The sequence below is a fragment of the Vibrio sp. PSi01 genome, from assembly GCF_054960695.1.
Genome location: NZ_JBHNYN010000005.1, coordinates 89,798 through 116,188 on the forward strand (window position 1 = coordinate 89,798; position 26,391 = coordinate 116,188).

Genomic DNA, 26,391 nt, shown 5'->3' on the forward strand with positions numbered 1-26,391 from the left:
CTAATTAATACATCTATGGGCATTCTTGAAAAAGACATTCAGGCGCAACTCCACCAACTGAAATTTCAGTTGGAGCAAGTTCGCTTGACGCAAAGAGACACCTCGTTCAAATTTATTAGAGAGCAAAAAGTTCTTAAGCGCATCGTCACATCTTTAAGTGATGCGTGCGTTGGTAGTAACAGTTATTTAGATGAAAACCTCATTGCCCTTAGGGAAGAGCTAGAAAAGCAAAAAGACATCAGCTCGATGATCCCTAAATTGGCAGTCATAGAAAGAATGCTCAAGCAGAAGACGTTGGCTATGGATAAACAGAACGGATATCTGGATGATAGCATTAAGCACAGTGGAGAAACGCTACAACGCATAACTGGCCTACCAGCACCGTTGAAACGTGATCTACGAAACTTACTTAGCTTCTCCGAATGCAATGGCAGTCAGAAAGTCGACCACGCCATGAAACTCCTCGGTATTTACGAGCGTGCCATAAAGATCATGGCGAACAACTCTCGTACTCATTTTGCCGACGCTGCGCAATCGCCTGAACAAGAACTCCTTGCCGACTTATCAAACGAATTACAACATCTGATCACCGAACTCGATTTTGAGGGTGAATCGGGTGAGCTACTTACCGATATTCGAGCCAAACTACTGCTTGGTGTTTCTACACAAAACCTCCTTGAGCTGACGCTTCAAATTCTCAAGCTAGTCATAGAGGGCACCAATCTAGAGCGTAAAAAGTCTGAACAGTTTATTGACCAGCTTAATTCTTCACTCGCGTCTAGCATCAAAACCGCAGATCAAAATGCAGACCAAAGCCAAAGCTACTTTAAGCATCGCCAAGGCCTGAACTCTGAGCTAAATGAGCTTGTCATCAAGAGCCAGAGTTCTGTAGATAAAGCAACGGACATTGATAACTTAAAGCAGACGATTAATCCTTTGCTTAGTGAAATCGCCTCTCTTTCTGAAAGATTGAATCATGCAGAGCAAAAAGAACAAGCTCTGATAGAGAGAATGAATTACGGGAAAACTCAGTTAGACTCGCTCTATGAAGTGACTCAAGACTATCGAAAGCGTTTAGAAGATCAGGCTCAGCGTATGTTGCTTGACCCGCTCACCAAGGTCTACAATCGTACCGCCTTTACCGATCGCTTAGAACTTGAATACCGCCGTTGGATTCGCGCGCAACACTCACTGCGTGTTGTACTGCTCGACATCGACAATTTCAAAGCCATCAATGATAGTTTTGGTTATACAGCGGGTGACAAAGCACTCAAAATTATCGCAAGAACCATCACCAAAGAGACCGGCGCTACCGATAGTGTGGCTCGTTTTTCTGGTGAGGAATTTATCTTGTTATTACCAGAGCAAACGGATGAATATTGCCACCAGGTAATTCAAAACATCCAGACTCAAGTCAGCCGTTTACCCTTTAAGTTCCGTGACCAACAAATCACGATTACTTTGTGTGCAGCAAGTACTCAATTCAAAGAGTCAGATACACCTGAAGAAGTACTAGAGCGACTCAATAAAACGCTAAACAAAGCCAAACAACGTGGTACTAACCAATTGGTTTGGAATTAAACTAGGCCTGATTTAATTTATTTCTTTTTTTCAAATACTTATCACATACCAATTCCCTCAATGTTTGCTAAGCTTATGATTAACATTCGCTTAACAAGCATTCTTGACAAGTCATGCTGTTTATAAGATCTTAAGCAACTCGATATTAGCCCTTAAGCAATTCCATACAATCCATAAAGCAACGCTGTCGTAACCGTTTCGTCTGGTTAACTCTTCTCACCTTTAACCAAACACTTTCAACGTTTGCTTCTCACTCTCGAGCCAGAGGGTCACTTCAAAAGTCGCCTCTGCTCTTCTCAACAAGGAGGCACTATGATCACTCATATCAGCCCTGCCGGTAGCATGGATTTACTCTCTCAACTTGAAGTTGAGCGTCTTAAAAAAACCGCATCTAGTGATCTGTACCAACTGTATCGTAACTGTACGTTAGCGGTACTGAACTCGGGTAGCCACACCGACAACTCCAAAGAATTGCTCGACAAGTATCAGTCATTTGATGTTGAAGTGGTGCGTCGTGAGCGTGGTATCAAGCTCGAACTAAGCAACCCACCAGAGCATGCCTTTGTCGACGGTGAAATCATCAAGGGTATTCAAGAACATCTATTCTCAGTGCTGCGTGACATTGTCTACGTCAACATGCACTTGGCCGATAACCAAAGGCTTAACCTCACCAACGCAACTCACATCACCAATCTTGTGTTTGGTATTTTGAGAAACGCAGGAGCACTCACACCCGGCATTGAGCCGAACCTGATCGTGTGCTGGGGTGGGCACTCAATTAATGCCACTGAATACCAATATACTCGCGAAGTCGGTAATGAACTTGGCCTACGTGAACTCAACATCTGTACGGGTTGTGGACCAGGTGCGATGGAAGGGCCAATGAAAGGTGCGGCTATTGGTCACGCTAAGCAGCGCTATACTGAACATCGTTATTTAGGGTTAACTGAACCATCAATCATTGCGGCTGAGCCGCCAAACCCGATAGTGAACGAACTGGTGATCATGCCCGATATCGAGAAACGTCTTGAAGCGTTTGTTCGTATGGCACATGGCATCATAATCTTCCCTGGAGGCCCAGGAACCGCCGAAGAACTGCTGTACATCCTAGGTATCATGATGCACCCAAACAACGCAGACCAACCGATGCCTATCGTTCTAACTGGCTCTAAAGAGAGCGAGGCTTACTTCCGTTCAATTGATAAGTTCATTGGTGAAACATTGGGTGAAGAAGCGCAAAAGCACTATGAAATTGTCATTGATGATCCAGCACGTGCTGCGAAAATTATGAAGCAAGCAATGCCAGATGTACGCTCTCACCGCAAAGAAACAGGCGATGCTTACAGCTACAACTGGTCACTGCATATTGAGCCTGAGTTCCAACTCCCCTTCGACCCTACTCACGAATCTATGGCGGCACTCGATCTGCACATGGATCAGAAAACAGAGAGCCTTGCTGCGAATTTACGTAAAGCGTTCTCAGGTATTGTGGCAGGTAACGTCAAAGCCGAAGGTATTCTGGAGATTGAGAAGCATGGGCCATTCCTCATTGATGGCGACAAAGAGTTGATGACTAAGATGGATCAACTGCTAAATGATTTTGTTGAACAAGATCGAATGAAACTGCCGGGTGGTACCGACTACGTTCCTTGTTATAAAATTGCGCCAAGCAGCTGATGATAATATCTGACTGATAACAAAGCCGTAAGCATAAAGCTAAACAAGTCATGACGTTTACGTCACCAGCGTTTCAACTCACCAAGTGATACGTTACTATAAGGGGCTAGCAGCCCCTTATTTATTGCCTATTTAGTGGAAACTTATGTCTATCCATCTTGTTATTATCGATGCCTTGAACCTAATCCGACGCGTTCACTCAGTTCAGCCGGATCCAACCGATATAGCAAGAACCATCACTACCACGACTCGTACTCTTAATAAGATTCTTGCGGAGTCTAAACCAACTCACATCATCGCGGTATTCGATCACCACTTACAAGATCGGGGCTGGCGTGCAGAAGTCCTTCCTGCCTATAAACAAAACCGAAAGCCAATGCCTGAGCCATTACTGAAAGGCCTCGATGCTATCCAACAAGCTTGGTGGGAATTAGGTATTGATTCGCTGTTATCTGATGGCGATGAAGCTGATGACTTAGTAGCAACACTCGCAAAAAAAGTGGCTGACCATGGTGAAAAAGTTACGATAATCTCTACCGATAAAGGTTACTGCCAACTGTTATCACCTACACTACAGATCCGCGATTACTTCCAACATCGCTGGTTAGATAAGCCCTTTATCGAAGCTGAGTTCGGCGTAAAACCAGAGCAACTTGCAGATTACTGGGGATTAACGGGCGTTAGTTCAAGCCAAGTACCTGGGATCCCAGGCGTGGGACCAAAAGCAGCCAAAGAGATCTTAACGACTTATCCCGATATTGAAGCCGCATTCCTAGCTGAAGATTTACCTAAAAAATATCGTAAGAAGTTCGATGAACACATCGAATCCGCACGAGTGTGCAAGTTGGTTTCAGCTCTAAAAACTGATATAGATTTGGGCTTCAATCTTCAAGACATTCGCTACGAAGCTCATTCTTAACTCCCGATAATGCGATGAGCAGATACAAAAAATGCCCCTTAAAGGAGCATTTTCTTTATCACTGACATACTAATGAAAATATTAGTACGGTGAGATATTCGAAAGCGACTGAATGTGAACCGTGATCTCTTCGCGATCATGGTAAAGGTGCTTCGCCTGCATCTTGAATTTAACTTTGTTATCAATCAGAAACTGTTTTAGGTTCTCGATATCTTGCAGTACTTCATCGTAACGGCCTTTCATTGGCAGTTTAAGGTTGAACAGTGCTTCTTTCGCCCAGCCTTTGATAATCCACTCACCCATCAAGTGAGCAACACGAGCTGGCTTCTCAACCATATCACAGATAATCCAAGTCACGTTCTTACGGTCAGGTTCGAATTTAAAGCCATCTACCATGTGGTGCTTAATTTGCCCCGTTTCCATAAGGCTATCTGCCATCATACCGTTATCAACACAGTGAACAAACATAGAACGCTTAACCAATTGGTAAGTCCAACCACCTGGACACGCACCTAGATCTACGCCCCACATGCCCGGAGCCAGACGCTCGTCCCACTCATCACGAGGGATGAATACGTGGAATGCTTCTTCTAGCTTCAATGTAGAACGGCTTGGTGCATCTGATGGGAATTTCAAACGAGGAATGCCCATGAAGAACTGTGAGTTGTTGGTTGGGTAAGAGTAACCAATAAAACAGTGACCCGGAGCGATAAAACATAAGTGCAGCACAGGCTTTTTAACATTGTCTTTCGCTGTCATCAGGCCTTTACCACGCATAGCTTGACGCATTGGCACAGTAAACTTTCGGCAGAATTTCAAAAGCTCTTTCGCTTCATTGGTGTCTGGCGTTTCAATTCGGATATCGCCACAACGTGGAAAACCTTCTTTCTCAGAAAGCGCCTCAAGAATTGGAGAGATACGGTCATCGGTTGGCAGGTCTTTGATTTCAACCGCTACCGCGATCATTTGACGAGCAAAGATCAGAGATTGGAAGTCGACCTCTTTGATCAACTTATCTGCTTCACCTGCTTGATAGCATTCGAACAATACAAAGCCTGTATTGTTCTTTAGGCGAGGAAAACCAAACACTTCCAGTTGTGTTGCCTTGTCTTGAATTTCGCCAGCACATTCTTTTTCAAAACCAGAGCGACAATAAAGTAGTACGTGTTTCACTGAGTTACCTCTTTTATATTCAAAGCAGCGAAGGAGAAGACTCCCCAACCAATGATAAATAGTAGACCACCGAACGGTGTTATAGGGCCAAACCATTTTATTCCTGTCAGTGCTAACCCATAAAGGCTGCCACTAAAACAAAGGATGCCGATGATAAAGCAAATTGCCGCAATGAAAAAATATTTTTGTGATTTAGCGCCAAGTTTCATCTGTAACAGAGCGCCACACGCCAATATCGCCAGAGTATGGATAAACTGGTACTGAACGCCAGTCTCAAACACGCCTAGCTGATACTCAGATAAAATAGCTTTCAGGCCGTGAGCGGCGAAGGCACCTAGCATTACGGCTATTGCACCAGAGATACCTGTAAAGGTGAGTAAATACTTACTTCTCATTAAGCACCTCTTTGATAAACGCCGATAGTTTCTCAACGGTTAAAGCTATGTTTTGCTGTTCGGTGTAGCCAGAACTCTTACGAGGCTTAAAACTGTGGTCGCCATCGGGAATAAATTCAACACGAATAGAACCAGACAGTTCAAAATCAGCAAACTCTTCACGCTTACCGAAGGTGTCACGTTCACCTTGTAAAATTAAACAAGGTTTCTCTAACTCAGCAAGATGCTCACCTTTGTACTTCTCAGGCTTACCTGGAGGGTGGAAAGGAAAGCCTAAACACGCCATTGCTGCCACCTTATCAACTTCAGACAAATGGCTCGCCATGCGTCCTCCCATCGATTTTCCGCCAATAACAAGCTTACCAGCATCAACCTGCTCAATAATCTCTTGGTAAGCTTCAAGCAGCTTAGGCGCTCTGTCAGGTGGACGACGCTTGCCATCTTCAGCACGTTTAATCATGTAAGGGAAATTAAAACGGATAACTCGTATCCCTTTAAAGGCCAACCCTTTTGCCACCGACTGCATGAATTCATGCTCCATACCTGCGCCTGCGCCATGTGCAAAGATAAAGGTGATTGGATTGTCTTCACCATCAATGATGACGTTATTCATCGAGTAAATCCTCTTGTTCACTTTGCGCTTTCGCCAGCATCCAGTCGCGGAAGGTGGCGATACGGCCCATGTCAGCTTGTTTTTCATGACAAACCACATAGAAGGCATTCTTGCTCACCAACACTTCGTCAAAAGGCGCAATCAAACGACCCGCCTCTATTTCAGGCTGGGCTAATACATTATTACCCAATGCAATGCCTTGGCCGTGAGCCGCAGCCTGCAACACCATGGTTGAGTGACTAAAGATAGGACCGTGATTGACGTTCACGCCATCGATGCCATTTTGCTTAGCAAACTGCTTCCAATCCTTTCGAGAAGTATCATGCAGTAACGTATGACATGCCAAATCACTGAGCGTTTCTAACGGCTTGCTCCCAAGCAACACCGAAGGTGAGCATAAAGGAATTAAATATTCTTGATAAAGCTTATCGGCCCTAAGTCCCGACCAATTACCTCGACCATAATAAATAGCTACGTCTACGTCATCGGTCAGCGAGCCTTCGTCCATATCAACGGCTTTGATTCGCACATCAATATCAGGCTCTTGTTGATTAAAGTCAGCAAGTCTTGGCACTAACCATTGAATCGCAAAGCTTGGAGGTAAGCTGATGGTCAATGCGCCCTTCTCACTTCGCTCAAGCACTTTATCCGTCGCTTCAGCCAGTGATGTGAAAATATCTTTGATATCCAAGAAGTAGCTTTGCCCTTCTTCAGTAAGCAACAAAGAACGATTTCTTCGACGAAAAAGCTTCAAAGACAAGAATTCTTCAAGCGCTTTGATCTGATGACTGACGGCAGCTTGAGTAACAAACAACTCTTCTGCAGCACGCGTAAAACTCAAGTGTCGAGCCGCGGCTTCAAACACTCTTAACGAGTTTAATGGGGGTAATCGACGAGACATAGTTACTCTCTAAATAAGCATTAGTTTTTTTTATCTGAAACATTATAATTTGTCCATTGCCTAGCGGCCAGAGAAATTCTATATTTCATCCCGCAGCAGCTAGCCTGAACGGCTTGATTCTCTCTAGAATCAATTGGTTTAGCTCCTGCGATGTTGTGTTTGCAAACTCGTTCTTTTCGAGTTGGGTAGAGTTCTACCAAATGTTTTGTTGCAGTTCTATACTGGAACGAGGCATGTACTTCCTGTATTTATTTTGACCTGTCTGTCAAATTTGTTTGCACCGCCTTATGGGCGGTGTTTTTTTATGTGCAAAGAAAAGTAGCAACAAGTTTATCAATAGCTGTGCTAATTAATCTTTATTATTTTTCATCATTAATCACAGAATTAAACAAGCACTCAAATAATCAACTGAACACATACAAATCGAATCATTGAATCGCACTAAAAACTAACAGAATCCTTCAAGATACTCATATTTTCAGCGTCACAAAAACCCGCTTCAAGCCCAACAATTTAACATATGAAATCAGAGCATATAGATCGCGCACCAAACTCTCGACTATGCCTCAGTACTGTAGAGCATTCTCAATAGAAATAAAAAAGCCGCTTACTTTTCAGTAAGCGGCTTTGCAAAGTATTCAGCAATTCGGTTAGCACACCACTATGGGCGGTAAACCTTAACGTTATGGAAACCTTGCTCTTGTAGGTAAAGTGCCTGTAGACGGCTCATGACACCACGGTCACAGTACAGCAAATATTCTTTCGCTTGGTCTAGGTCGCCAAACTGAGTTGAAAGCTTGAAGAACGGGATGTGCTTAATTTCAACACCATCGATCTCTAGTGGGCTTTCGTCTTCCTCGTCTGGGCTGCGGATATCTAGAACGACAGCGTGCTCGGCAACGGCTTGAACTTGTTCAACTTCAGGAGCTTGCTCTTGACTCTCTTTCTCGATGTCACGGATATCCATAATACGAGCGTTCTCGATCACTTGATCCAGGACTTCAAAGTTAAACTTAGCTTCTTCCGCTTCTAGTTTACCTTTCTTCGCTTTCACTGTTGGCTTCTTAGAAATAACACCACAGTACTCTGGCATTACTTTCGCGAAGTCTTCAGTACCAATCTTACGAGATAGGTCGATAATGTCTTCTTTGTCCCAGTTGATAAGTGGACGAAGAATCAACGTATCGGTCACGTTGTCGATGTGGCGAAGGTTAGTTAGCGTTTGGCTAGAAACCTGGCCAAGCGCCTCACCGGTTACTAGCGCTTCAATACCCAAGCGTTCTGCAACCATACCACCAGCGCGCATGAACATACGCTTAAGAACCACGCCCATTTGGCCGTCTTCAACGTTCTCAAGAATCTCTGCGACTACAGGTTCAAAATCGATAGAGATGAACTTCACCTTGGCCGATGAGCCGTATTTGTCCCATAGATAGTGAGAAACTTGCTTAACGCCAATTTCGTGTGCTGGACCACCTAGGTTAAAGAAGCAGTAATGCACTTTCGAACCACGTTTGATGTGCAAGTAGCTTGAAACGCCAGAATCGAAACCGCCAGAGATCAAGCTCAGTAGGTCTTCTTGAGTACCTAGAGGGAAACCGCCTAGGCCTTTATGACGTTCAATCACTTGGTTTAGCTTGCCGTTCTCGACTTCAACCTTAACGGTAATATCTGGGTTTTTCAGTTTTACTTTTGCTGAGTCTACCGCTTGGTTTAGACCACCACCTACGTAACGCTCTAGCTCGATAGAGGTAAAATCATGTTTACCGCGACGCTTAGCTCGCACAGAGAAAGTCTTACCTTCAATAAGACCACGGCTGCGCTCAAGAACTTGCTCGTAAATATCGTGCAGGTCTTTAAATTCTGATTGCTGAACTTCAAGGGAGTGATGAATACCCGGAGTTTGCGTCAATACTTCGAGTGTTTCTTTAAAGTATTTGTCGCTCTCAGACGTCACTTCGATGTAGTCACGACGGTTGAAAACAGCCACAGACTCAGTACGACGCTGAAGAATAGTGCGAATATTACGTTCTAGAATCTTTGTGAAGCGCTTACGCACCGATTCACTTTTTACAAAAATTTCCGGGTGGGGCTTAACAATAAATTTCATAGTACTTTCACGCCAATAAGGTTCACAATTTTAATAGGTTCATCACCACGTAAAAGGTCATTTCACATAGTTATTGAAGCAATAGTAGATCAATATTAAATCTAAGGGCGCGGATTATACATGAGAAAAGGAAACAAGGAAAAGAGTGCGTGCTTTAGCGCCAGTAATAAATACGCACCTTATTAAAAATAGCATCTCTGTTCACCATCGTAGTGTCATAGGTACACAAATTTGAACTCAGTTAATCATGACGAATTAAAATAAAAAGCCCAACCTCATCATAAGGTTGGGCTTTCTAAATCATATGAGCACGCGATATTATTGAGTAACCACTGGAACTTCTTCGCTGTATAGTGGCTCGCCCTGCATGATGCTGATCTCTACGCGGCGGTTTAGGCTGCGTTGCCATTCCGTATCATTCGGCTCTACAGGCTCAGTATCAGCCATACCACGAACTCTCAAGCGTTGATGAGAGAACCCACGAACCTTCTCCATCTCTTGAGCAACAGATACGGCTCGCTGAGATGACAGATCCCAATTCGAGCGATACAGCTCAGAATCAAGCCTTTGGTTATCAGTGTGCCCTGAGATTCGAACAATACCCGGAACATCTTTCACCAGTTCAGCCACCTGTCTCACCAAAGGTCGGAACTTCGGCTGTAGGAAAGCAGAACCCGATGGGAATGCACCCTTCTCACGAATTCGAATCACAATCTGTTGGCCAAGGTTTTCCACCTCAATCGCGCCTTGGTCGATTTCTCGCTCCAACGCCTTCTTGATGCTTTCCATCAAGGTTTCCATCTCTTGCGATTGAGCTTCAGCTTGTTGTTGCTGTTGGTCTGACTCAGAGTTTTGATTGTCGTGAGTCGAAACCTCTGGCGACTTGCCTCCGGTCATCTTGCCTTGGTCACGCATGGTGCCGCCAGCACGCTCAGATTCACCTTCATGAAACTCCAGCGTCTGCTGAGTAATATCGATGGTTTGCTGCATGATCACATCAATCGGTGTTGGTTCTGGACGACCAGGGCGAAACTCTTGTGCAATGATGCTGGTCCCTTTCGGGATGTCTTTCACTTCTAAACGGTTTTGTACACCAAACGCAAACTTCATCGAGCCCGCGATCTGTTTGAACTTCAGTACGTCCATCTCAGAGAATGAGAGCAGCAGTACGAAGAAACACATCAGCAGTGACATCAAGTCAGCAAATGTCCCCATCCATTGAGGTAACCCCGGAGGAGGACATTTACATGGATTTTCTTCATCCATCTTCAATTCCTCTTACGCGGGTTCACCATCAATCGTGCGCTTACCTTCGTTTAGGTAGCTCTTCAGGTAACCATCGATAACACGTGGGTTCTGGCCATCTTGAATCGCTAAAACACCATCCATCACCAGACGACGGTTTAGTGTTTCTTGGTCACGACGCAGCGCAAGCTTGTCGGCAATAGGGAAGAACACCATGTTCGAAAGGATTGCACCATAAAGCGTAGTTAAGAGTGCAACCGCCATCGCAGGACCGATCGCTTTAGGATCATCCATGTTCGAAAGCATGGCTACCAGACCAACTAAGGTACCAATCATACCCATCGCAGGGGCAACATCACCGAATGCAGAGAACACTTTCGCGCCCTGCTCGTGACGTTCTGTCGTTAATGCGATGTCTTTTTGCAGTGCTGCACGCACCACATCACCATCATGGCCATCCACCAATAAGTCGATACCCTTTTGCATGAAACTGTTGCTGATTTCCATCTCTTCAAGTGCCAAGAAGCCACCTTTACGTGCAGCATCTGCCATCTCTACAACTTTAGCGATAAGATCTTCAGGCTCATCGGCTTTAAACATAAATGCTTTGCCGGCAATTTTAGTCGCACCAAAGAACTGTCCCATAGTGAACTTCATCAGAACAACAAACGTTGAACCACCCACCACGATCAAAATGGATGTCGTGTCATAGAACATCCCGAGGCTTCCACCTAGGATCATTGCCATGATTACAAAGGCAAATCCACCAATCAAACCTATTAGGGTTGCTAAATCCACTGAGCACTCCTCATGCTTTTTTGTAGCTCTACGTCGACGATAATCTTTTTATCGGCCAGACTATAAGATCTTTTAGTAAATTCTTGGCTTAAGTATCACACTTTTCGTTTTTGAGTCACTACTATTCGCAGACTTTACCCCTATACGTAGCGCATAAACTCGATAAAGCTAAGGTTATTCAATCAAAGTGAGTTCAAGCCCCTTAAAAACGAACTTTCTAGCAAAATTCCTTTGTTACATTTGACCATATCAGCGGCCTAGGGTAACGTTCGTTCATCTTTCCAAACGCAGATTTATTATGGCTACTAAGAAACCTGAAAATATGAGCTTTGAAGCGGCAATCGAAGAGCTTGATGGCTTGGTTGATCAACTAGAAAATGGTGATCTAGCTTTAGATGATGCGCTGAAAAAATTCGAACGAGGTATCTCCCTCGCTCGAGCCGGTCAAAGTAAACTAAACGATGCAGAACAACGCGTTAGCATCTTACTGCAAAACGATCAAAATGCAGAACTTAGCGACTTTAACCCACAACCTGAATAACAAATTGTATGAGATCCCCTATGATCGAGACGTTATTGTCTTATCAAGCACGTAATAACGAGCAACTGAACCTTTGGCTTGATCGCCTGCCACACCAAAATCAAAATCTTATCAACGCAATGCGTTATGGATTGCTTTTAGGCGGCAAACGTGCGCGTCCATTTCTTGTCTACATTACAGGGGAAATGCTCGGGTGCACGGCTGAAGAGCTCGATACTCCAGCTTCTGCAATCGAATGTATTCATGCCTACTCTCTGATTCACGACGACCTTCCGGCGATGGATGACGATGAACTGCGCCGTGGTCATCAGACTTGTCACATCAAATTTGATGAAGCGACCGCTATTTTAACTGGCGATGCACTACAAACTCTCGCGTTTACTATACTTGCGGAAGGCACGTTAAGTGCTGATGGGGAAAGCAATCGCGTTCGAATGATTCAACGCTTAGCTGAAGCCTCTGGTGCTCAAGGTATGTGTATTGGTCAGGCGCTTGATATTGAAGCCGAAAACCGCGCTGTTACGCTAGAAGAATTAGAAGAAGTTCACCGAAATAAAACGGGCGCTTTAATGAAGAGTGCCATTCGATTAGGTGCACTCGCTGCTGGTGAAAAAGCGTTAGAAGTAATGCCTCAATTAGATAGGTACGCAGATGCCATCGGGTTAGCCTTCCAAGTTCAAGATGATATTTTGGATATCACCAGCGACACGGAAACTTTGGGTAAGCCACAGGGTTCTGACCAAGAATTGAACAAAAGCACCTACCCTTCTTTGTTAGGTTTAGAGGGCGCTCAAGAAAAAGCGCAAACTCTGCTACAGGAAGCGCTTCAAGCTTTGGCTGCAATCCCATACAATACCCAGTCACTCGAAGAGTTCGCCCGATACGTCATCGAGCGCAAGAACTAAGACAATAAGCGCGCATTACCTATGACTCTTGATATATCAAAGTACCCAACTCTTGCTTTGGCTGATAAGCCAGAGGATTTGCGTCTACTTCCGAAAGAGACGCTAACACAGCTTTGTGATGAATTACGCACCTATCTTCTTAACTCAGTGAGCCAGTCAAGTGGCCACTTAGCGTCAGGCTTAGGTACAGTAGAGCTAACAGTGGCTCTGCACTATGTGTATAACACTCCTTTTGACCAATTGGTTTGGGATGTTGGCCACCAAGCATACCCGCACAAAATTCTTACTGGTCGTCGCGACCGCTTGTCGACTATTCGTCAAAAAGATGGATTGCACCCATTCCCATGGCGACAAGAGAGCGAATACGACACCCTTTCTGTCGGTCACTCTTCAACATCGATCAGTGCCGCACTTGGTATGGCGATCAGTGCTAAGAAGGAAGGTAAGGATCGTAAAGTTGTCAGTGTCATTGGTGATGGCGCGATTACCGCAGGTATGGCTTTCGAAGCCATGAACCATGCGGGTGATATTCACAATGACATGTTGGTTATCCTTAATGATAACGAGATGTCGATCTCTGAAAATGTAGGAGCTCTAAACAACCACCTAGCTCAAGTTCTTTCTGGCAGTCTTTACACGTCAATTCGTGAGGGTGGCAAGAAAGTGCTATCAGGCGTTCCGCCGATAAAAGAGTTGGTCCGTCGTACAGAAGAACATCTAAAAGGTATGGTTGTCCCTGGCACTATGTTTGAAGAGTTAGGTTTCAACTACATTGGTCCAATCGATGGTCACGATGTGAATGAGTTGATTAAAACGCTCAAGAACATGCGAGATCTTAAAGGTCCTCAGTTCTTACATATCATGACGAAGAAAGGCAAAGGCTACGAGCCAGCTGAGAAAGATCCAATTGGTTATCACGGCGTACCTAAATTCGACCCTGCACATTCGAGTCTGCCGAAGAGCACCAGCTCTAAACCAACTTTCTCTAAGATTTTTGGCGATTTCTTGTGTGATATGGCTGCTCAAGACCCTAAGCTAATGGCGATCACACCAGCAATGCGTGAAGGTTCTGGTATGGTTCGTTTCTCTAAAGAATACCCAGAGCAGTACTTTGATGTAGCGATTGCTGAGCAGCATGCTGTGACGCTAGCAACCGGTATGGCGATTGCCGGTGATAAGCCGATTGTCGCTATCTACTCGACTTTCCTACAACGTGGCTACGATCAACTGATCCACGATGTGGCTATCATGGATCTACCGGTTATGTTTGCTATTGACCGTGCGGGTCTTGTCGGTGCCGATGGTCAAACACACCAAGGTGCGTTCGATCTAAGCTTTATGCGCTGCATTCCAAACATGGTGATCATGGCACCAAGCGACGAAAACGAATGTCGCCAAATGCTTTACACTGGTCATCAGCACATAGGGCCAAGTGCCGTTCGTTACCCTCGCGGTAATGGTATGGGTACTGAGATTCAAAGTGAGTTTACCGCTCTTGAGATTGGTAAAGGTCGTATCGTTCGCGAAAGCGAAAAAGCAAAAGATGGCTCGAAAGTCGCAATCCTAAGCTTCGGTACTTTCCTGGAGAGTGCGCTTCAAACGGCTGACGCTATCGATGCGACGGTTACAGACATGCGCTTTGTGAAGCCACTCGATAAAACACTAATCAAACAACTTGCTGCTGACCACGATGTACTTGTGACAATCGAAGAAAACGCGATTGCAGGTGGTGCAGGCGCGGGTGTGATTGAATTCTTGATGCAAGAGAAGCTACTGATGCCAGTATTAAACCTTGGCTTACCAGACAAGTTTATTGCTCAAGGCACTCAAGGTGAACTGCACGAAGAGCTTGGCTTAGATGCCAAAGGTATAGAGAAGTCTATCTCTGACTACCTTGCTAAATAGCTTTCATCAGCAAGCAGCATAAGTAACAAAGCAAAAAAAGGTTGGCCCTAAGGCCAACCTTTTTAGTATCTGCTAACTCATTAACTATTCACTGTTTAGTTGTTAGTTATTAGCTATTGGCTATTAAACCAGCTTAGCAACATGGCTTAAGCACCGGTGCGTCATAGTTCTCTGGTTCATCAGAGTAGATAGCAACGTTGAAGTTCTCAACCAAGCCGGTTTCTTCAACACACTGCTCTTGGAAGAACTGTTGAATTTCACGACGTTGACAGTGTGCTTCGAATGCTTCGTTATCAGCCCAGATCTCATTGAATGCAATAGGGAAACTTTCACCTTCTGCAAATGGGCTGTTGATGTGACGAGTCACTGTATATTGAATACAACCGTCTTCACGCATTGTGTTTGGCTCTAGTGATTTCAGAACTTCAAACAACTCGTTCAATTTGCCTTTTTTAGGCTGAAATTGAGCAACACAGTAAACCTTCTTAGACATTGTTATTCCTTGTTTTTATCTATTATTGTTAGTGCTTTGAATATTAATTCTTAAACGAGCCAGCCAGCAAAATGAGCCACAGCATACAAGGCAACAGCCGCCATAATGCCCGCAACAATATCATCAATCATGATACCTAAGCCGCCATGTACTCGCTGATCTAACCAACCAATTGGCCAAGGTTTCACCATATCGAAAAAACGAAACAAGACAAAACCAGTGAACAGCCATTTCCAATCATCTGTAGGGATATTCAATAAAGGCACTAAGCCCATGGTGATCCAAAAGCCTGCGAATTCATCCCACACGATAGAGCCGTGATCGTGCACTCCCATATCATCAGATGTCACTTGACAAATTTTGATACCAATAATGCAGCTTACAACCACTACCGCAACATAAGCAGGAAAAGGGAGCTGAACCAATAATAGGTACAACGGAATCGACGCAAGCGTACCCATAGTTCCAGGAATAATCGGCGATAAGCCACTACCAAAACCGGTTGCCAATAAATGCCAAGGGTTTTTAAGAGAAATAAGAGAAAGTGGGTTTGTCATCAATTAGCCTTAAAGTGATCGTAACCAGTTAAGTTCCAACTTAGTGGTTCACCATTATTGTGTAGTTCAAAATATTCTACAGGTCTTATCTGGCCAATGCAGGTGACTTTTGTTCCTGTGTGCGACAAAGCACTTTCCAATGAACCTTTATTTTCTTCAGGCACAGTAAAGCAAAGTTCGTACTCTTCACCACTGGTCAGCGCATACTGCTGAGCTGAAGTAATATCACAAGCGAACTGACGTAACTCTGGAGAGAGGGGCAGCGTGCTTACATCAATACTCGCACCAACCTGAGAACGTTTGAGGATATGTTTTAAATCAGCAATAACACCATCAGAGATATCGATAGCCGATGAAGCAAGGTTAACTAGAGCTTGACCCGCCAATATTCGCGGAGTGCTCAGGTAGTGCCTCTCTTCAAGCTCTAGCGCATAAGGCTTCACTTTGTTCTTTTCGGGGTTCAGTAACACGTCTAACCCAGCTTTGCTGTCCCCTAGATTACCCGTCACGTAAATCCAGTCGCCCACTTTAGCGTTATCTCTGCGCAACGCTCGACCTTCTGGCACAAAGCCTTGTACAGTCAACGTCAAACTTAGCGGCCCTTTGGTTGTATCACCGCCGATTAGCTGAATACCAAAGTAGTCTGCAAGTTTGAAAAAGGAATCACAAAATGGGGCAAGCCATTCTTCATCGACTTCTGGCATAGTTAAAGCAAATGAAACCCAAGCAGGCGTCGCACCCATAGCGGCAAGGTCGCTAATGTTCGAAGCTAACGCTTTATGCGCCACCCATGCAGGATTCGCTTCGGCTAAAAAGTGCGTACCTGCAACTAAAGTGTCGGTGCTGATTGCGATCTCTACATTGCTTGGCGCTTTGACCAAAGCACAGTCATCGCCCGCTGCCAGATGTACGTCTTTACGTTGTGGTTGTCGATTTACAAAATATTTTTCAATCAGGTTAAACTCGCCAGACATCACATGCCCTATCTTTAGTCTTAATACAAATCACCGTAATTATACCAATCACCGTAAGTAAGTGTTCAAAATTAGCGTAGGGAAAAGGCTTGAGAACAAGGCAGCTCTTTTCGACAAGAAGTTTCGATAAGTAGTTATTCTACAATTAAAAATTGTAACGCAGTTATCGAGCGTTTTAGCAAGCTAGGGTGACCAGTTATTTACTACGATTGGTATTATTGATATTACAGAAGTTTAGTTACAAAAAAGGCCAGCATGAGAGCTGACCTTTATATTCAATATACGCACGTGTTATTTCTTACGAACGTGCGGCGCTGCTTTATCAAGCACACCGTTAACAAACTTATGGCTGTCTTCTGCTGCGAATACTTTCGCAAGCTCGATAGCTTCGTTGATAACCACTTTGTATGGTACATCTTCGCGACGAGTCATCTCGTACATAGCTAAACGTAGAAGCGCTAGTTCCATCAAATCCAGATCTTGCATAGGACGAGATACGAATGGACGCAGCTTGCTATCAAGTTCCATGTGGCTAAGAGCAACACCAGTTAGTAGGTCGCGGAAGTATGCAACGTCTGTTTCTGGCATAGCTAGAGCAGGTTCTGCGGCATGATGCTCTTCTTCATCATACTTACCACCAGATAAGAACTGTTCTTCAACGGTAGCAATATTTTCTTTAGTAATTTGCCAAGAATAAATTGCTTGTAGAGCAAATTGACGTGCGTTACGACGTGCGGCTGGTTTCACACTGGCCCCCATTAGGAATCGATTTCAGAAAGAACGTTGATCATCTCAAGTGCGCTAAGTGCTGCTTCTGCACCCTTATTACCAGCCTTGGTTCCTGCGCGTTCAATAGCTTGATCGATCGTATCAACAGTAAGAACACCAAACGCTACTGGAAGAGAAAATTCCAGAGACACTTGTGCCAAACCTTTATTACATTCACTACAAACATAGTCAAAGTGAGGTGTACCGCCACGGATTACTGTACCAAGAGATACAATCGCATCGAACTTACCCGTTTTTGCAACGCGCTGCGCTACAAGTGGAAGTTCTACTGCACCTGGGCAGCGAACAACAGTAATGTTGTCTTCGCTTACTTGTCCATGACGCTTTAAAGTATCGATTGCACCAGAAAGTAAACTTTCGTTAATAAAACTGTTGAAACGAGCAATAACGATAGCAATTTTTGCATTTGGCGCTGGGAAGCCACCCTCGATCACTTTCATAAGCCTTCCTTTAACTATTTTCATCAAGTGAGAATCGCCGGATTCTAGCACAAAACTGTGAGCAATATCTAATGCTAATTTAGCAGAGCAGACACCGGAGATGTAAAGATGATAGTGCAGCGTCGCTCCCAACCATATGGGAACAGCAAGAAGAAAAGCTCACTCGCAGATCACAGAGTAAATCAAGCTTCTCTACTTTGCTCTTTTGGCATGTTCAACAGCCAAAAGAGCAACTGAAATCATCGGTAAATTATGCCGCTAAAACGGAGAAACATGTGTTCACCGGCACATGATTTATTCGCAAACGTACTCAACAACGTTAAGACCAAAACCACCCAATGCGTGGTAACGCTTAGTGCTTGAAGAAAGCAGACGCATATCGTGAACGCCTAGATCTTGAAGGATCTGAGAACCCACACCAACACGACGAGAAGTACCTTGCTTCTTGGCCATGGTTGGTTGTTCGTTCTTATCTTGCGCTTCAAATGTCTTCACTTTGTGAATCAAAGAGTCAGACGACTCTTCGTTGCCCAGAATAACTAACACACCGCCTTCGTCGCCAATGCGCTTCATTGCTTTATCTAGCGACCAGCTACGTTCCGTTCCACGGTCTGAATGAAGTAGATCGGTAAACGTGTCATGCAGGTGAACTCGTACTAGTGGAGCGCCTACAGACAAGTCGCCCTTTTGCATTGCGTAGTGGATCTGGTTATCAATAGTGTCACGGTAAGTCACAAGTTCAAAGTCACCAAACTCTGTTGGCAAATGGCATTGTGCTACACGTTCAATCGTAGTTTCCGTGTTGTTACGGTATTCAATCAAGTCAGCAATCGTACCCAACTTGATACCATGCTTTTCAGCAAACACTTCAAGGTCAGGACGACGTGCCATGGTGCCATCGTCATTTAGGATCTCAACAATAACCGAAGCTGGCTCACAACCCGCTAGGCGAGCTAGATCACAACCCGCTTCAGTATGGCCAGCGCGAGTTAATACACCACCTTCTTGAGCTGTCAGTGGGAAGATATGCCCGGGTTGAACAAGGTCAGCGGCTTTCGCATCTTTTGCCACAGCCGCTTGAACGGTAACGGCGCGATCTGATGCAGAAATCCCCGTAGTTACACCCTCAGCAGCTTCAATCGAAACCGTAAAGTTGGTTGTGTATTGAGCATTATTATCTTGAACCATAGGCGCTAGACCCATACGGTTTGAACGCTCTTTGGTCAACGTTAGACAAATTAAGCCACGGCCGTACATCGCCATGAAGTTAATCGCTTCAGGCGTCACATGTTCTGCTGCCATGATTAGATCGCCTTCATTTTCGCGATCTTCATCATCCATCAGGATAACCATTTTTCCTAGGCGAATGTCTTCAATAATTTCTTGAGGAGTACTAATTGGCATTGTTCTATATCCTTTGAAATGGTTCTGCTTCCTAGAACCGACACTATTTAAACCTGATGATATTGCTTCGCTTTACAAAGTCTCGCTTAACACACTTTGTACCAACGATTAGGCAAAACCATTCTGCTGTAAGAATTCCATCGTCAATCGAGATTCAGGCTCAGACTCTTGCTGCTGGCCTTGCAGTAGACGCTCCATATAACGCGCTAATACATCGACTTCTAGATTCACTTTACGACCAACATTGAATTGATCGATGGTCGTTTCTGAAGAGGTGTGAGGAACGATAGTCAGCTTAAAGGCATTTTTGCGTAAATCGTTCACCGTTAGGCTAATACCATCAACAGTGACTGAACCTTTTTGAGCTACGTACTTTGAGATCTCTGCTGGCATTTCAACCCAGAACTCAATTGCACGACCGACTTGGTTACGCTCAACAATCTCACCCACACCATCAACGTGACCCGATACAATATGACCACCAAAACGGGTAGTCGGTAGCATTGCTTTCTCTAGGTTGACCTTATCGCCGGCTTGGTAATCCACAAAGCCCGTTTTTTTCAGGGTCTCAAGCGAAAGGTCTGCACTGTAGCTGTGGTCGTTATACTCAACAACCGTCAAACAAACACCATTGGTAGCGATACTGTCGCCTAACTTAACGTCAGCCATATCAAGATTACCAACATTAACCGTTACGGTGATGTCTTCTCCGCGGGGAGTGATTGCACTCAATGTACCTACGGCTTCTACAATTCCTGTAAACATTTTAAAACTCTTTTTGTTGTCAACGACACATATGTAGTTGGAGTGACTATTTCGAGAGTGGTTTCGCCGCTCTTGGTTTAGCTACGATACGAATATCCACACCAACCTGTCGAACATCTTTAATTTCTAGGTCAATCACATCAGACATTGAAGTGAGCCCTAATGCACCCATCAAACCTCGTCCGTCACTGCCCATAAGTTTAGGTGCTAAATAGAGGATTAGCTCATCCACCAGCTGTTCTTCAATCAAGCTTTTTGCCAATGTCGCGCCCGCTTCGACCCAAATATGGTCGATATGATTCGCAGGTAATTGACGCATCAAATCGTGTAAATCAAGCTGACCAGCATCCGTTGTTCCGACCTCAATATCAGCGGAGGTTTCAGCAACTCTCAATACCGAAGTTGGAGTCTGGAATAACTTGAGCTCAGGATACAGCTGATTTTGGCGATCAAGAATCACGCGAATCGGCTGACGCAACTCGTCTTCAGCGTAATGATCTTTGATACTACTTGGTAACTCAGTCCAGCGAACATTCAATGACGCGTTGTCTTCAATCACCGTTTGGCTGGTTGATAACACCGCGCCTGATTTGGCTCGGTAGTTCTGAACGTCACGACGCGCTTCTGACGACGTGATCCACTGGCTTTGACCATTTTCCAATGCCGTTTGGCCATCTAGGCTAGCCGCCATTTTTAACTGTACGAATGGCATGCCCGTTTGCATACGCTTGATAAATGCAGGATTTAAATCGAGAGCATCTTGCTCTAACAAGCCTATCTCAACCTCAATACCCGCATCACGTAGCATCTTGATGCCACGCCCTGCGACTTTAGGGTTTGGGTCCTGCATGGCGCAAATCACTTTTGAAACTTGAGCCTTAATCAAACCTTCCGCACAAGGCGGCGTTCGACCATAATGCGAACAAGGTTCTAGCGTAACGTAAGCCGTTGCACCTTTTGCCTTATCACCCGCCATTCGCATAGCGTGCACTTCAGCATGAGGTTCGCCCGCTTTGGCATGAAAACCTTCACCAACGATCTGACCATCGGCTTGTACGATGACACAGCCTACATTTGGGTTTGGCGCAGTGGTGTAAATGCCGCGTTTCGCTAATTGAATAGCGCGCGACATCATTTGAAAATCTAGGGGAGTAAAATTAGACATAACTGAGGGGTTAGTCCTCTAATTTAGCGATTTCTTCGCCAAACTCTCGGATGTCTTCAAAGCTGCGGTAAACAGAGGCAAAACGGATGTACGCCACTTTATCCAATTCTTTCAATTGGCCCATCACAAGATTACCAATCATCTCGCTTGGTACTTCACGCTCACCAGTTGCACGGAGTTGTGACTTAATAGTACTGATCGCAAGTTCGATCGCATCAGCACTCACTGGGCGTTTTTCTAGGGCACGCTGAACACCACCTACCATTTTATCTTCATTAAATGGTTCGCGGTTTCCATTCGACTTAATGACTTTAGGCATCACAAGCTCTGCCGATTCGAAAGTAGTAAAACGTTCACTACATGCAAGGCATTGACGGCGACGACGAACCTGATGGCCATCGGCTACCAGTCTTGAATCGATTACTTTAGTGTCGTTCTCTGAACAAAAAGGACAATGCATATCACCTCCAAATAATTGAATATCAGTGTAACGGAATTGCCAAACGTTAGGAAAGAAAAAGGGCCAATTAAGGCCCTTTTGTGTGGTGATTCATTGATTATTGTTACTCGATCGCCATTTCAAAAATGAGCTGATGAGTAAAATTAACGACCAGCGTTAACCGCGAACTAAATAGTTCGCTTTGCCTACCCATTTGTAGCTTGTCAGCTCTTCTAAACCCATTGGGCCACGAGCATGCAATTTCTGAGTAGACACTGCTACTTCAGCACCCAGACCAAACTGTGCGCCATCAGTAAAACGTGTTGATGCATTCACATAAACCGCAGCAGAACCGACTGAGTTAATAAAGCGCTCTGAGCTTTCTAGACTATTCGTCATGATCGCGTCTGAGTGGCTCGCGTTGTGGACGCGCATGTGGTCAATCGCTTCTGCCACATCCGCGACGACTTTCACGCCTAACGTATAGCTTAACCATTCAGTGTCAAAGTCGCCTTCAACCGCATCACGTTGGTCTTCAAAACCCGCTAGCAGCGATTTTGCACTAGTGTCAGCAACCAAAGTAACCTTGCCGGCTAAACGCTGTGTTAGCTGCGCTAAGAAAGCTTCAGCAACCGCTTCGTGCACTAATAATGTATCTAGCGAGTTACAGGCAGATGGGCGTTGAACTTTAGAGTTTTCAACAACATCAACGGATTTCTCAAGGTCAGCGCTTTCATCAACAAAAATATGGCTAATACCGAAACCACCGATGATCACTGGAATCGTGCTGTTCTCTTTACACATCTTGTGCAAGCCAGCGCCGCCGCGAGGAATGATCATATCCACGTAATCATCCAGTTTAAGCAGTTGAGAAACGAGCTCACGATCAGGTTTTTCGATGTACTGAACTGAAGCGGCTGGAAGCTCCGCTTTCTCTAATGCAGACTGGATAACTTTAACCAGCTCCATGTTTGAGAAGAATGTCTCTTTACCACCACGTAAGATACTTGCGTTACCTGTTTTTAGACACAGTGCCGCAATATCGATAGTTACGTTTGGACGCGCTTCGTAAATAACACCAACCACGCCAAGTGGTACACGACGACGAGACAGTGACATACCGTTTTCCAGTACCTTACTGTCCATTTCGCTGCCAACTGGATCATTCAGGCTAATTACGTTACGTACATCGTTAGCGATACCTTTTAGACGCTCTTCATTCAGCAATAGACGATCAAGCAATGCGTCAGTTAAACCCGCTTCACGACCAAGTTCGATGTCTTTTGCGTTCGCTTCTAAAATCGTTGCTGCGTTTGCTTCTAACTCATCAGCGATGATCGCCAATGCCTTGTTCTTTTGCGCCGTTGAAGCGGTCGCTAGGTGGAAAGCAGCGTCTTTTGCTGCGATACCCATGTTAGTTAAATCCACGTTTAACTCTCCCTAAGTTCTGTCTGTCTTTGGATGTAAAAAGGCGCTTTACGATTATGTATATTCGCAGTGCATCGCCTTATCATCACGAGCTACTCTTGAATCACTACCATGTCATCACGGTGAATAACTTCTGATCCGTAGTCATAACCCAGTATCTCACCAATATCTTTACTGTGTTTACCTGCGATTTTCGCTAAGTCTTGGCTCGAGTAGCTAGCGATACCACGCGCCACTACCTTGCCTTTGATGTCTGTAACTTGGGTAACTTCACCACGAGAAAACTCGCCTTGAACTCGAATGACCCCTTTCGCCAACAGGCTGCTACCTTTAGTGTTCACAGCATTAACGGCGCCATCATCAACCACAATATCACCGGCAGATGCAGGGCCAGCTAAAATCCAGCGTTTGCGGTTTTCAAGCGCTTCTTCTAGAGGCAAAAAACGAGTACCTTGTGGATTGTCACTCAACGAGTCAAACACCACATTTTCAGCACTACCCGCCGCAATAATCACTTCAATACCGGCACGACGAGCAATATCAGCCGCCTGCAGTTTAGTCGCCATACCGCCGGTACCTAACGTAGTACCACTTCCGCCTGCGATCTTGCGTAATGTGTCATCAATGGTTTTCACTTCTTTGATGAGCTCTGCATTCGGATCTTTGCGAGGGTCTGCCGTAAATAGGCCTTTTTGATCGGTTAATAGCAGAAGCTTATCGGCTCCACATAAAATACCAACCAGTGCCGACAAGTTATCGTTGTCGCCCACTTTAATTTCGTTAGTTGCTACTGCATCGTTTTCATTAACCACCGGAATAATATCGTGTTCAACGAGTGCGTTGATCGTGTCGCGAGCATTAAGAAAACGCTCGCGATCATCGAGATCAGCACGAGTCAGTAGCATCTGGCCAATTTTAAGGCCATAGATAGCAAACAAAGACTCCCAAACTTGAATCAACTGGCTTTGCCCAACTGCCGCAAGCAACTGTTTGCTCGCCATCGAGTTGGGAAGTGCGGGGTAACTAAGGTGCTCACGCCCAGCAGCAATTGCGCCAGACGAAACCATAACCACAGAGTGGCCTTGTTTTTTTAATTCAGCACATTGACGAACCAGCTCAACCATGTGAGCACGATCTAATGCCAATGTTCCACCAGTTAAGACACTGGTACCCAGTTTAACAACGACAGTTTTACTCTGTGTTGTTGTCCCGCTTTGATGATTTGTTGTCATGAAGTCTTTTATAGATAAAACAAATAAGAGGTGATGTTTTAGCAATCAACAGGGGAATTCACAAGCAGAAAAGGTGCGAAATCGCACCTTTTTACTTTATAGAGAAGAGTAACCTTTAAAATCAGACGAATTCGACAGACTCTTCGTCGAATTGAACGCTGATTTCAAACTTATTTTGAAGTTCGTCAACCAGCTTTTGGTGGAAAGCTTCTTGAGTGCGAGACACTTCAGCTACCGCCTTCTTCGGCAATGGTAAGCAATCCCAATTGCCATCGATGTTGTACTTGCCGATGTTGTATTTCGCCGAATATCCCTCTTCCGACTTATCCAACTCTAACCACCAACCCCAAAACTCACGTTCTTCTGGTGATTTTTTATCGTTCACACACACAGATAAACAATCAAAAATATAATGACCTTCTTCTGATTGTGGTTCTCTTAAGTAAGGCCCAATCGCCTTTAAAACATTCAACAAACGATAATGCGTAGGTTGTTGTGTCACTTCTGACATATTGAATCTCCATTTTCAATGTTAAGAATGACGTTACTCAGACTGCAATACGTAGAAAGTACGCAATTGGATTTTATAAATTACCTCTGAGTATCAGGTACTTAGTTTGTACACTTTTCATGCTTAACTAATTTAGGAGAAATGTCATCTAAATAATTCATCCTCAAGCCATTTTATCGCCAATTCGAGGGATTGCTCATAACCCTGTGTAATTGATTTAGCTTTGATTTTCTTCGCTTTGCCGTAATCACTGTAAATAGCAACCAGTTGATTATCCATTGGTGGTGAAACAGGGTCTCCTTCTAAGGCTAGTGCCAAGATAGGAACGCTGGTTTTACTGTTCGACAGCAAGCCTTGTACCTTGAGTGACCAAGCCATCAGTTGCCCAGAAAGACTATTGATATCTACCGCACCTTTACCGAGACGCGAAGCTAACACATCTAAATGCATTTTAGGCATCTGTTTCAATTTGTCTGCATGAACAAAGATATCGTGAATTGGCGCGCCTAAAGAGATACACGCTTTGAGCTTATGTTGCTCTAGGAAAGATAATCTCACCATCGCATTGCCACCAAAACGGAAGCCAAACAAGCCGACCTTGTGGTGATCGACCCATGGGATGTTAGGCAGTTCATTGAGCACAGCTTGGTGAAGGCAAGACGAGTCTTCAGTTAAAGGCCAATGCGCACTGTGCCCTATCGACGGCATATCGACCGTCAACATAGCAATGTTTTTAGGGGCTAGGTAATCTCTAAACAAGCGCCACATATCGGTTTGCAAACTGTCTAGTCCAGCGCTCACAATCACAACAGGCTGAGGTTTATCTGTTTTGGTGAGATGCAAGTTCGCCTTAATTTTCTTATTCTGATACGGCACTTCAAGTTGCTTAACGATCAGCTTGGTATGCTTGATGGCTTCAGAATAAGCCGCGTTCGCTAGCACTTGAGCCTGAGCTGCCAAATTGTCGTTCTTGAGATGTGGGTAACCCGCTATGCTAAAACATAACGATGCTGAAAACAGCTCTTCAGCCATCTCTTCACCGTTCTTTTCATTAGAGCGATTTTGATGCTGCATACCAAGCTTAGTCCACTCGTATGCCCAGTTACCGCTGCGATAACCCATGACGGTATCTAACCACTCGTCCGTCGTGCGAGAATTATCTGACGACGCAATTCGAGCTAACACCGCTTCTTGCTCTATTGGGTTAACGCCTTGCCATACCCACTGAAGACGCCTTAAATTTCGATACCATGATGAATTTTGCTGTTTACGCTTCTCATCCAATAGCTCTTCTGAGCTTGGCATGTAGCGCGTCAGCATTGAGGTTTCTTTAGCCTGCTTATGCTTTACAAACAAGGTTTCCGAAAGGTTCGAGCTCGTTTCTTCTGATTCAGACATAGGGACACTTAATAAGAAATGGTTGTCACTAAT

Annotated in this window: 26 protein-coding genes; 6 read left to right on the forward strand and 20 right to left on the reverse strand. The window is 44.7% G+C overall.

Translation table 11 applies throughout. From position 1 onward, the window contains the following. Nucleotides 1-15 precede the first annotated feature (15 nt). From ACFI6G_RS09485 to xni, 3 genes are all read left to right on the forward strand, one after another. A complete protein-coding gene (locus ACFI6G_RS09485) occupies nucleotides 16-1,581 on the forward strand; it encodes a GGDEF domain-containing protein (RefSeq protein ID WP_016767599.1) in 1,566 nt (521 codons plus the stop codon). Between the two features lie 312 nt (nucleotides 1,582-1,893). Continuing rightward, on the forward strand, nucleotides 1,894-3,258 hold the full coding sequence (ppnN, locus tag ACFI6G_RS09490; RefSeq protein WP_010436397.1) for a nucleotide 5'-monophosphate nucleosidase PpnN: 1,365 nt from the start codon (nucleotides 1,894-1,896) through the stop codon (nucleotides 3,256-3,258). Nucleotides 3,259-3,403: 145 nt separating this feature from the next. Further along, the gene (xni, locus tag ACFI6G_RS09495) at nucleotides 3,404-4,177 is read left to right on the forward strand and encodes a flap endonuclease Xni (protein ID WP_010436394.1); all 774 of its coding nucleotides are present in this window, start codon (nucleotides 3,404-3,406) and stop codon (nucleotides 4,175-4,177) included. An 81-nt stretch (nucleotides 4,178-4,258) separates the two neighbouring features. Here xni and rlmM read toward each other — a convergent pair whose 3' ends face one another. The 7 genes from rlmM to pomA all read right to left on the reverse strand — a co-directional run bounded on the left by rlmM (nucleotide 4,259) and on the right by pomA (nucleotide 11,412). Then, nucleotides 4,259-5,350: a 23S rRNA (cytidine(2498)-2'-O)-methyltransferase RlmM gene (rlmM, locus tag ACFI6G_RS09500; RefSeq protein ID WP_010436393.1), complete on the reverse strand. Its 1,092-nt coding sequence runs from the start codon at nucleotides 5,348-5,350 to the stop codon at nucleotides 4,259-4,261. After that, nucleotides 5,347-5,745: a DUF423 domain-containing protein gene (locus tag ACFI6G_RS09505; RefSeq protein ID WP_010436391.1), complete on the reverse strand. Its 399-nt coding sequence runs from the start codon at nucleotides 5,743-5,745 to the stop codon at nucleotides 5,347-5,349. The genes rlmM and ACFI6G_RS09505 overlap by 4 nt, the downstream gene beginning before the upstream one ends. Then, nucleotides 5,735-6,358 carry an alpha/beta fold hydrolase gene (locus ACFI6G_RS09510; protein WP_016784972.1) on the reverse strand — a complete coding sequence of 208 codons (624 nt, stop codon included), beginning with the start codon at nucleotides 6,356-6,358 and terminating at the stop codon, nucleotides 5,735-5,737. Before ACFI6G_RS09510 ends, ACFI6G_RS09505 begins: the two co-directional genes overlap by 11 nt. Next, a complete protein-coding gene (locus ACFI6G_RS09515; RefSeq protein ID WP_010436387.1) occupies nucleotides 6,351-7,259 on the reverse strand; it encodes a transcriptional regulator GcvA in 909 nt (302 codons plus the stop codon). Before ACFI6G_RS09515 ends, ACFI6G_RS09510 begins: the two co-directional genes overlap by 8 nt. Before the next feature lie 661 nt (nucleotides 7,260-7,920). Continuing rightward, the gene (gene thiI / locus ACFI6G_RS09520) at nucleotides 7,921-9,369 is read right to left on the reverse strand and encodes a tRNA uracil 4-sulfurtransferase ThiI (protein WP_016767601.1); all 1,449 of its coding nucleotides are present in this window, start codon (nucleotides 9,367-9,369) and stop codon (nucleotides 7,921-7,923) included. Nucleotides 9,370-9,687: 318 nt separating this feature from the next. After that, complete coding sequence (locus ACFI6G_RS09525; RefSeq protein ID WP_016767602.1) at nucleotides 9,688-10,635, reverse strand: flagellar motor protein MotB; 948 nt, start codon at nucleotides 10,633-10,635, stop codon at nucleotides 9,688-9,690. 12 nt (nucleotides 10,636-10,647) lie between these two features. Then, nucleotides 10,648-11,412, reverse strand: coding sequence for a flagellar motor protein PomA (pomA, locus tag ACFI6G_RS09530; protein WP_004734406.1), 765 nt, complete (start codon nucleotides 11,410-11,412; stop codon nucleotides 10,648-10,650). 298 nt (nucleotides 11,413-11,710) lie between these two features. Here pomA and xseB point away from each other — a divergent pair, with 298 nt between their 5' ends. Genes xseB through dxs form a run of 3 tightly spaced genes read left to right on the forward strand, consistent with a single transcriptional unit; the run spans nucleotide 11,711 to nucleotide 14,763 of the window. Then, nucleotides 11,711-11,953 (forward strand): exodeoxyribonuclease VII small subunit, encoded by a 243-nt coding sequence (gene xseB / locus ACFI6G_RS09535; protein ID WP_010436379.1) that lies wholly within the window; start codon nucleotides 11,711-11,713, stop codon nucleotides 11,951-11,953. 20 nt (nucleotides 11,954-11,973) lie between these two features. Further along, nucleotides 11,974-12,858 (forward strand): (2E,6E)-farnesyl diphosphate synthase, encoded by an 885-nt coding sequence (gene ispA, locus ACFI6G_RS09540; protein ID WP_010436376.1) that lies wholly within the window; start codon nucleotides 11,974-11,976, stop codon nucleotides 12,856-12,858. 21 nt (nucleotides 12,859-12,879) lie between these two features. Continuing rightward, on the forward strand, nucleotides 12,880-14,763 hold the full coding sequence (gene dxs / locus ACFI6G_RS09545) for a 1-deoxy-D-xylulose-5-phosphate synthase (protein ID WP_065099640.1): 1,884 nt from the start codon (nucleotides 12,880-12,882) through the stop codon (nucleotides 14,761-14,763). 133 nt (nucleotides 14,764-14,896) lie between these two features. On the opposite strand, the gene ACFI6G_RS09550 is transcribed toward dxs, so the two are convergent. The 13 genes from ACFI6G_RS09550 to frsA form a co-directional block, all read right to left on the reverse strand. After that, the gene (locus ACFI6G_RS09550) at nucleotides 14,897-15,256 is read right to left on the reverse strand and encodes a putative quinol monooxygenase (protein ID WP_016767605.1); all 360 of its coding nucleotides are present in this window, start codon (nucleotides 15,254-15,256) and stop codon (nucleotides 14,897-14,899) included. A gap of 50 nt (nucleotides 15,257-15,306) precedes the next feature. Continuing rightward, nucleotides 15,307-15,813 carry a phosphatidylglycerophosphatase A gene (pgpA, locus tag ACFI6G_RS09555; RefSeq protein WP_010436368.1) on the reverse strand — a complete coding sequence of 169 codons (507 nt, stop codon included), beginning with the start codon at nucleotides 15,811-15,813 and terminating at the stop codon, nucleotides 15,307-15,309. Further along, nucleotides 15,813-16,787, reverse strand: a complete 975-nt coding sequence (gene thiL, locus ACFI6G_RS09560; RefSeq protein ID WP_010436366.1) for a thiamine-phosphate kinase — start codon at nucleotides 16,785-16,787, stop codon at nucleotides 15,813-15,815. Before thiL ends, pgpA begins: the two co-directional genes overlap by 1 nt. Nucleotides 16,788-17,078: 291 nt before the next feature. After that, nucleotides 17,079-17,546, reverse strand: a complete 468-nt coding sequence (gene nusB / locus ACFI6G_RS09565) for a transcription antitermination factor NusB (RefSeq protein WP_004734399.1) — start codon at nucleotides 17,544-17,546, stop codon at nucleotides 17,079-17,081. Then, nucleotides 17,546-18,016 carry a 6,7-dimethyl-8-ribityllumazine synthase gene (ribH, locus tag ACFI6G_RS09570; protein WP_004734398.1) on the reverse strand — a complete coding sequence of 157 codons (471 nt, stop codon included), beginning with the start codon at nucleotides 18,014-18,016 and terminating at the stop codon, nucleotides 17,546-17,548. The genes nusB and ribH overlap by 1 nt, the downstream gene beginning before the upstream one ends. Nucleotides 18,017-18,310: 294 nt before the next feature. Next, nucleotides 18,311-19,420, reverse strand: coding sequence for a bifunctional 3,4-dihydroxy-2-butanone-4-phosphate synthase/GTP cyclohydrolase II (gene ribBA, locus ACFI6G_RS09575; RefSeq protein ID WP_016790437.1), 1,110 nt, complete (start codon nucleotides 19,418-19,420; stop codon nucleotides 18,311-18,313). Between the two features lie 108 nt (nucleotides 19,421-19,528). Further along, nucleotides 19,529-20,185, reverse strand: coding sequence for a riboflavin synthase (locus ACFI6G_RS09580; protein WP_004734396.1), 657 nt, complete (start codon nucleotides 20,183-20,185; stop codon nucleotides 19,529-19,531). Between the two features lie 46 nt (nucleotides 20,186-20,231). Then, nucleotides 20,232-21,320 carry a bifunctional diaminohydroxyphosphoribosylaminopyrimidine deaminase/5-amino-6-(5-phosphoribosylamino)uracil reductase RibD gene (gene ribD / locus ACFI6G_RS09585; RefSeq protein ID WP_462710257.1) on the reverse strand — a complete coding sequence of 363 codons (1,089 nt, stop codon included), beginning with the start codon at nucleotides 21,318-21,320 and terminating at the stop codon, nucleotides 20,232-20,234. Nucleotides 21,321-21,360: 40 nt separating this feature from the next. After that, the gene (nrdR, locus tag ACFI6G_RS09590) at nucleotides 21,361-21,810 is read right to left on the reverse strand and encodes a transcriptional regulator NrdR (RefSeq protein WP_004734394.1); all 450 of its coding nucleotides are present in this window, start codon (nucleotides 21,808-21,810) and stop codon (nucleotides 21,361-21,363) included. 156 nt (nucleotides 21,811-21,966) lie between these two features. Then, nucleotides 21,967-23,217 carry a glutamate-5-semialdehyde dehydrogenase gene (locus ACFI6G_RS09595; RefSeq protein ID WP_010436356.1) on the reverse strand — a complete coding sequence of 417 codons (1,251 nt, stop codon included), beginning with the start codon at nucleotides 23,215-23,217 and terminating at the stop codon, nucleotides 21,967-21,969. Between the two features lie 92 nt (nucleotides 23,218-23,309). Further along, complete coding sequence (proB, locus tag ACFI6G_RS09600) at nucleotides 23,310-24,494, reverse strand: glutamate 5-kinase (protein WP_171343695.1); 1,185 nt, start codon at nucleotides 24,492-24,494, stop codon at nucleotides 23,310-23,312. 76 nt (nucleotides 24,495-24,570) lie between these two features. Further along, nucleotides 24,571-24,960, reverse strand: a complete 390-nt coding sequence (crl, locus tag ACFI6G_RS09605) for a sigma factor-binding protein Crl (protein WP_010436351.1) — start codon at nucleotides 24,958-24,960, stop codon at nucleotides 24,571-24,573. A 144-nt stretch (nucleotides 24,961-25,104) separates the two neighbouring features. After that, on the reverse strand, nucleotides 25,105-26,358 hold the full coding sequence (frsA, locus tag ACFI6G_RS09610; RefSeq protein ID WP_010436349.1) for an esterase FrsA: 1,254 nt from the start codon (nucleotides 26,356-26,358) through the stop codon (nucleotides 25,105-25,107). Between the last annotated feature and the right edge of the window lie 33 nt (nucleotides 26,359-26,391).

What these genes read in the sequence shown, in the direction of transcription:
- ACFI6G_RS09485 (WP_016767599.1), top strand. Translation starts at nt 16, where the DNA reads ATGGGCATTCTTGAAAAAGACATTCAGGCGCAACTCCACCAACTGAAA.
- ppnN (WP_010436397.1), top strand. Translation starts at nt 1,894, where the DNA reads ATGATCACTCATATCAGCCCTGCCGGTAGCATGGATTTACTCTCTCAA.
- xni (WP_010436394.1), top strand. Translation starts at nt 3,404, where the DNA reads ATGTCTATCCATCTTGTTATTATCGATGCCTTGAACCTAATCCGACGC.
- ACFI6G_RS09505 (WP_010436391.1), bottom strand. Translation starts at nt 5,745, where the DNA reads ATGAGAAGTAAGTATTTACTCACCTTTACAGGTATCTCTGGTGCAATA.
- ACFI6G_RS09510 (WP_016784972.1), bottom strand. Translation starts at nt 6,358, where the DNA reads ATGAATAACGTCATCATTGATGGTGAAGACAATCCAATCACCTTTATC.
- ACFI6G_RS09515 (WP_010436387.1), bottom strand. Translation starts at nt 7,259, where the DNA reads ATGTCTCGTCGATTACCCCCATTAAACTCGTTAAGAGTGTTTGAAGCC.
- thiI (WP_016767601.1), bottom strand. Translation starts at nt 9,369, where the DNA reads ATGAAATTTATTGTTAAGCCCCACCCGGAAATTTTTGTAAAAAGTGAA.
- ACFI6G_RS09525 (WP_016767602.1), bottom strand. Translation starts at nt 10,635, where the DNA reads ATGGATGAAGAAAATCCATGTAAATGTCCTCCTCCGGGGTTACCTCAA.
- xseB (WP_010436379.1), top strand. Translation starts at nt 11,711, where the DNA reads ATGGCTACTAAGAAACCTGAAAATATGAGCTTTGAAGCGGCAATCGAA.
- ispA (WP_010436376.1), top strand. Translation starts at nt 11,974, where the DNA reads ATGATCGAGACGTTATTGTCTTATCAAGCACGTAATAACGAGCAACTG.
- dxs (WP_065099640.1), top strand. Translation starts at nt 12,880, where the DNA reads ATGACTCTTGATATATCAAAGTACCCAACTCTTGCTTTGGCTGATAAG.
- ACFI6G_RS09550 (WP_016767605.1), bottom strand. Translation starts at nt 15,256, where the DNA reads ATGTCTAAGAAGGTTTACTGTGTTGCTCAATTTCAGCCTAAAAAAGGC.
- pgpA (WP_010436368.1), bottom strand. Translation starts at nt 15,813, where the DNA reads ATGACAAACCCACTTTCTCTTATTTCTCTTAAAAACCCTTGGCATTTA.
- thiL (WP_010436366.1), bottom strand. Translation starts at nt 16,787, where the DNA reads ATGTCTGGCGAGTTTAACCTGATTGAAAAATATTTTGTAAATCGACAA.
- nusB (WP_004734399.1), bottom strand. Translation starts at nt 17,546, where the DNA reads ATGGGGGCCAGTGTGAAACCAGCCGCACGTCGTAACGCACGTCAATTT.
- ribH (WP_004734398.1), bottom strand. Translation starts at nt 18,016, where the DNA reads ATGAAAGTGATCGAGGGTGGCTTCCCAGCGCCAAATGCAAAAATTGCT.
- ribBA (WP_016790437.1), bottom strand. Translation starts at nt 19,420, where the DNA reads ATGCCAATTAGTACTCCTCAAGAAATTATTGAAGACATTCGCCTAGGA.
- ACFI6G_RS09580 (WP_004734396.1), bottom strand. Translation starts at nt 20,185, where the DNA reads ATGTTTACAGGAATTGTAGAAGCCGTAGGTACATTGAGTGCAATCACT.
- ribD (WP_462710257.1), bottom strand. Translation starts at nt 21,320, where the DNA reads ATGATGTCGCGCGCTATTCAATTAGCGAAACGCGGCATTTACACCACT.
- nrdR (WP_004734394.1), bottom strand. Translation starts at nt 21,810, where the DNA reads ATGCATTGTCCTTTTTGTTCAGAGAACGACACTAAAGTAATCGATTCA.
- crl (WP_010436351.1), bottom strand. Translation starts at nt 24,960, where the DNA reads ATGTCAGAAGTGACACAACAACCTACGCATTATCGTTTGTTGAATGTT.
- frsA (WP_010436349.1), bottom strand. Translation starts at nt 26,358, where the DNA reads ATGTCTGAATCAGAAGAAACGAGCTCGAACCTTTCGGAAACCTTGTTT.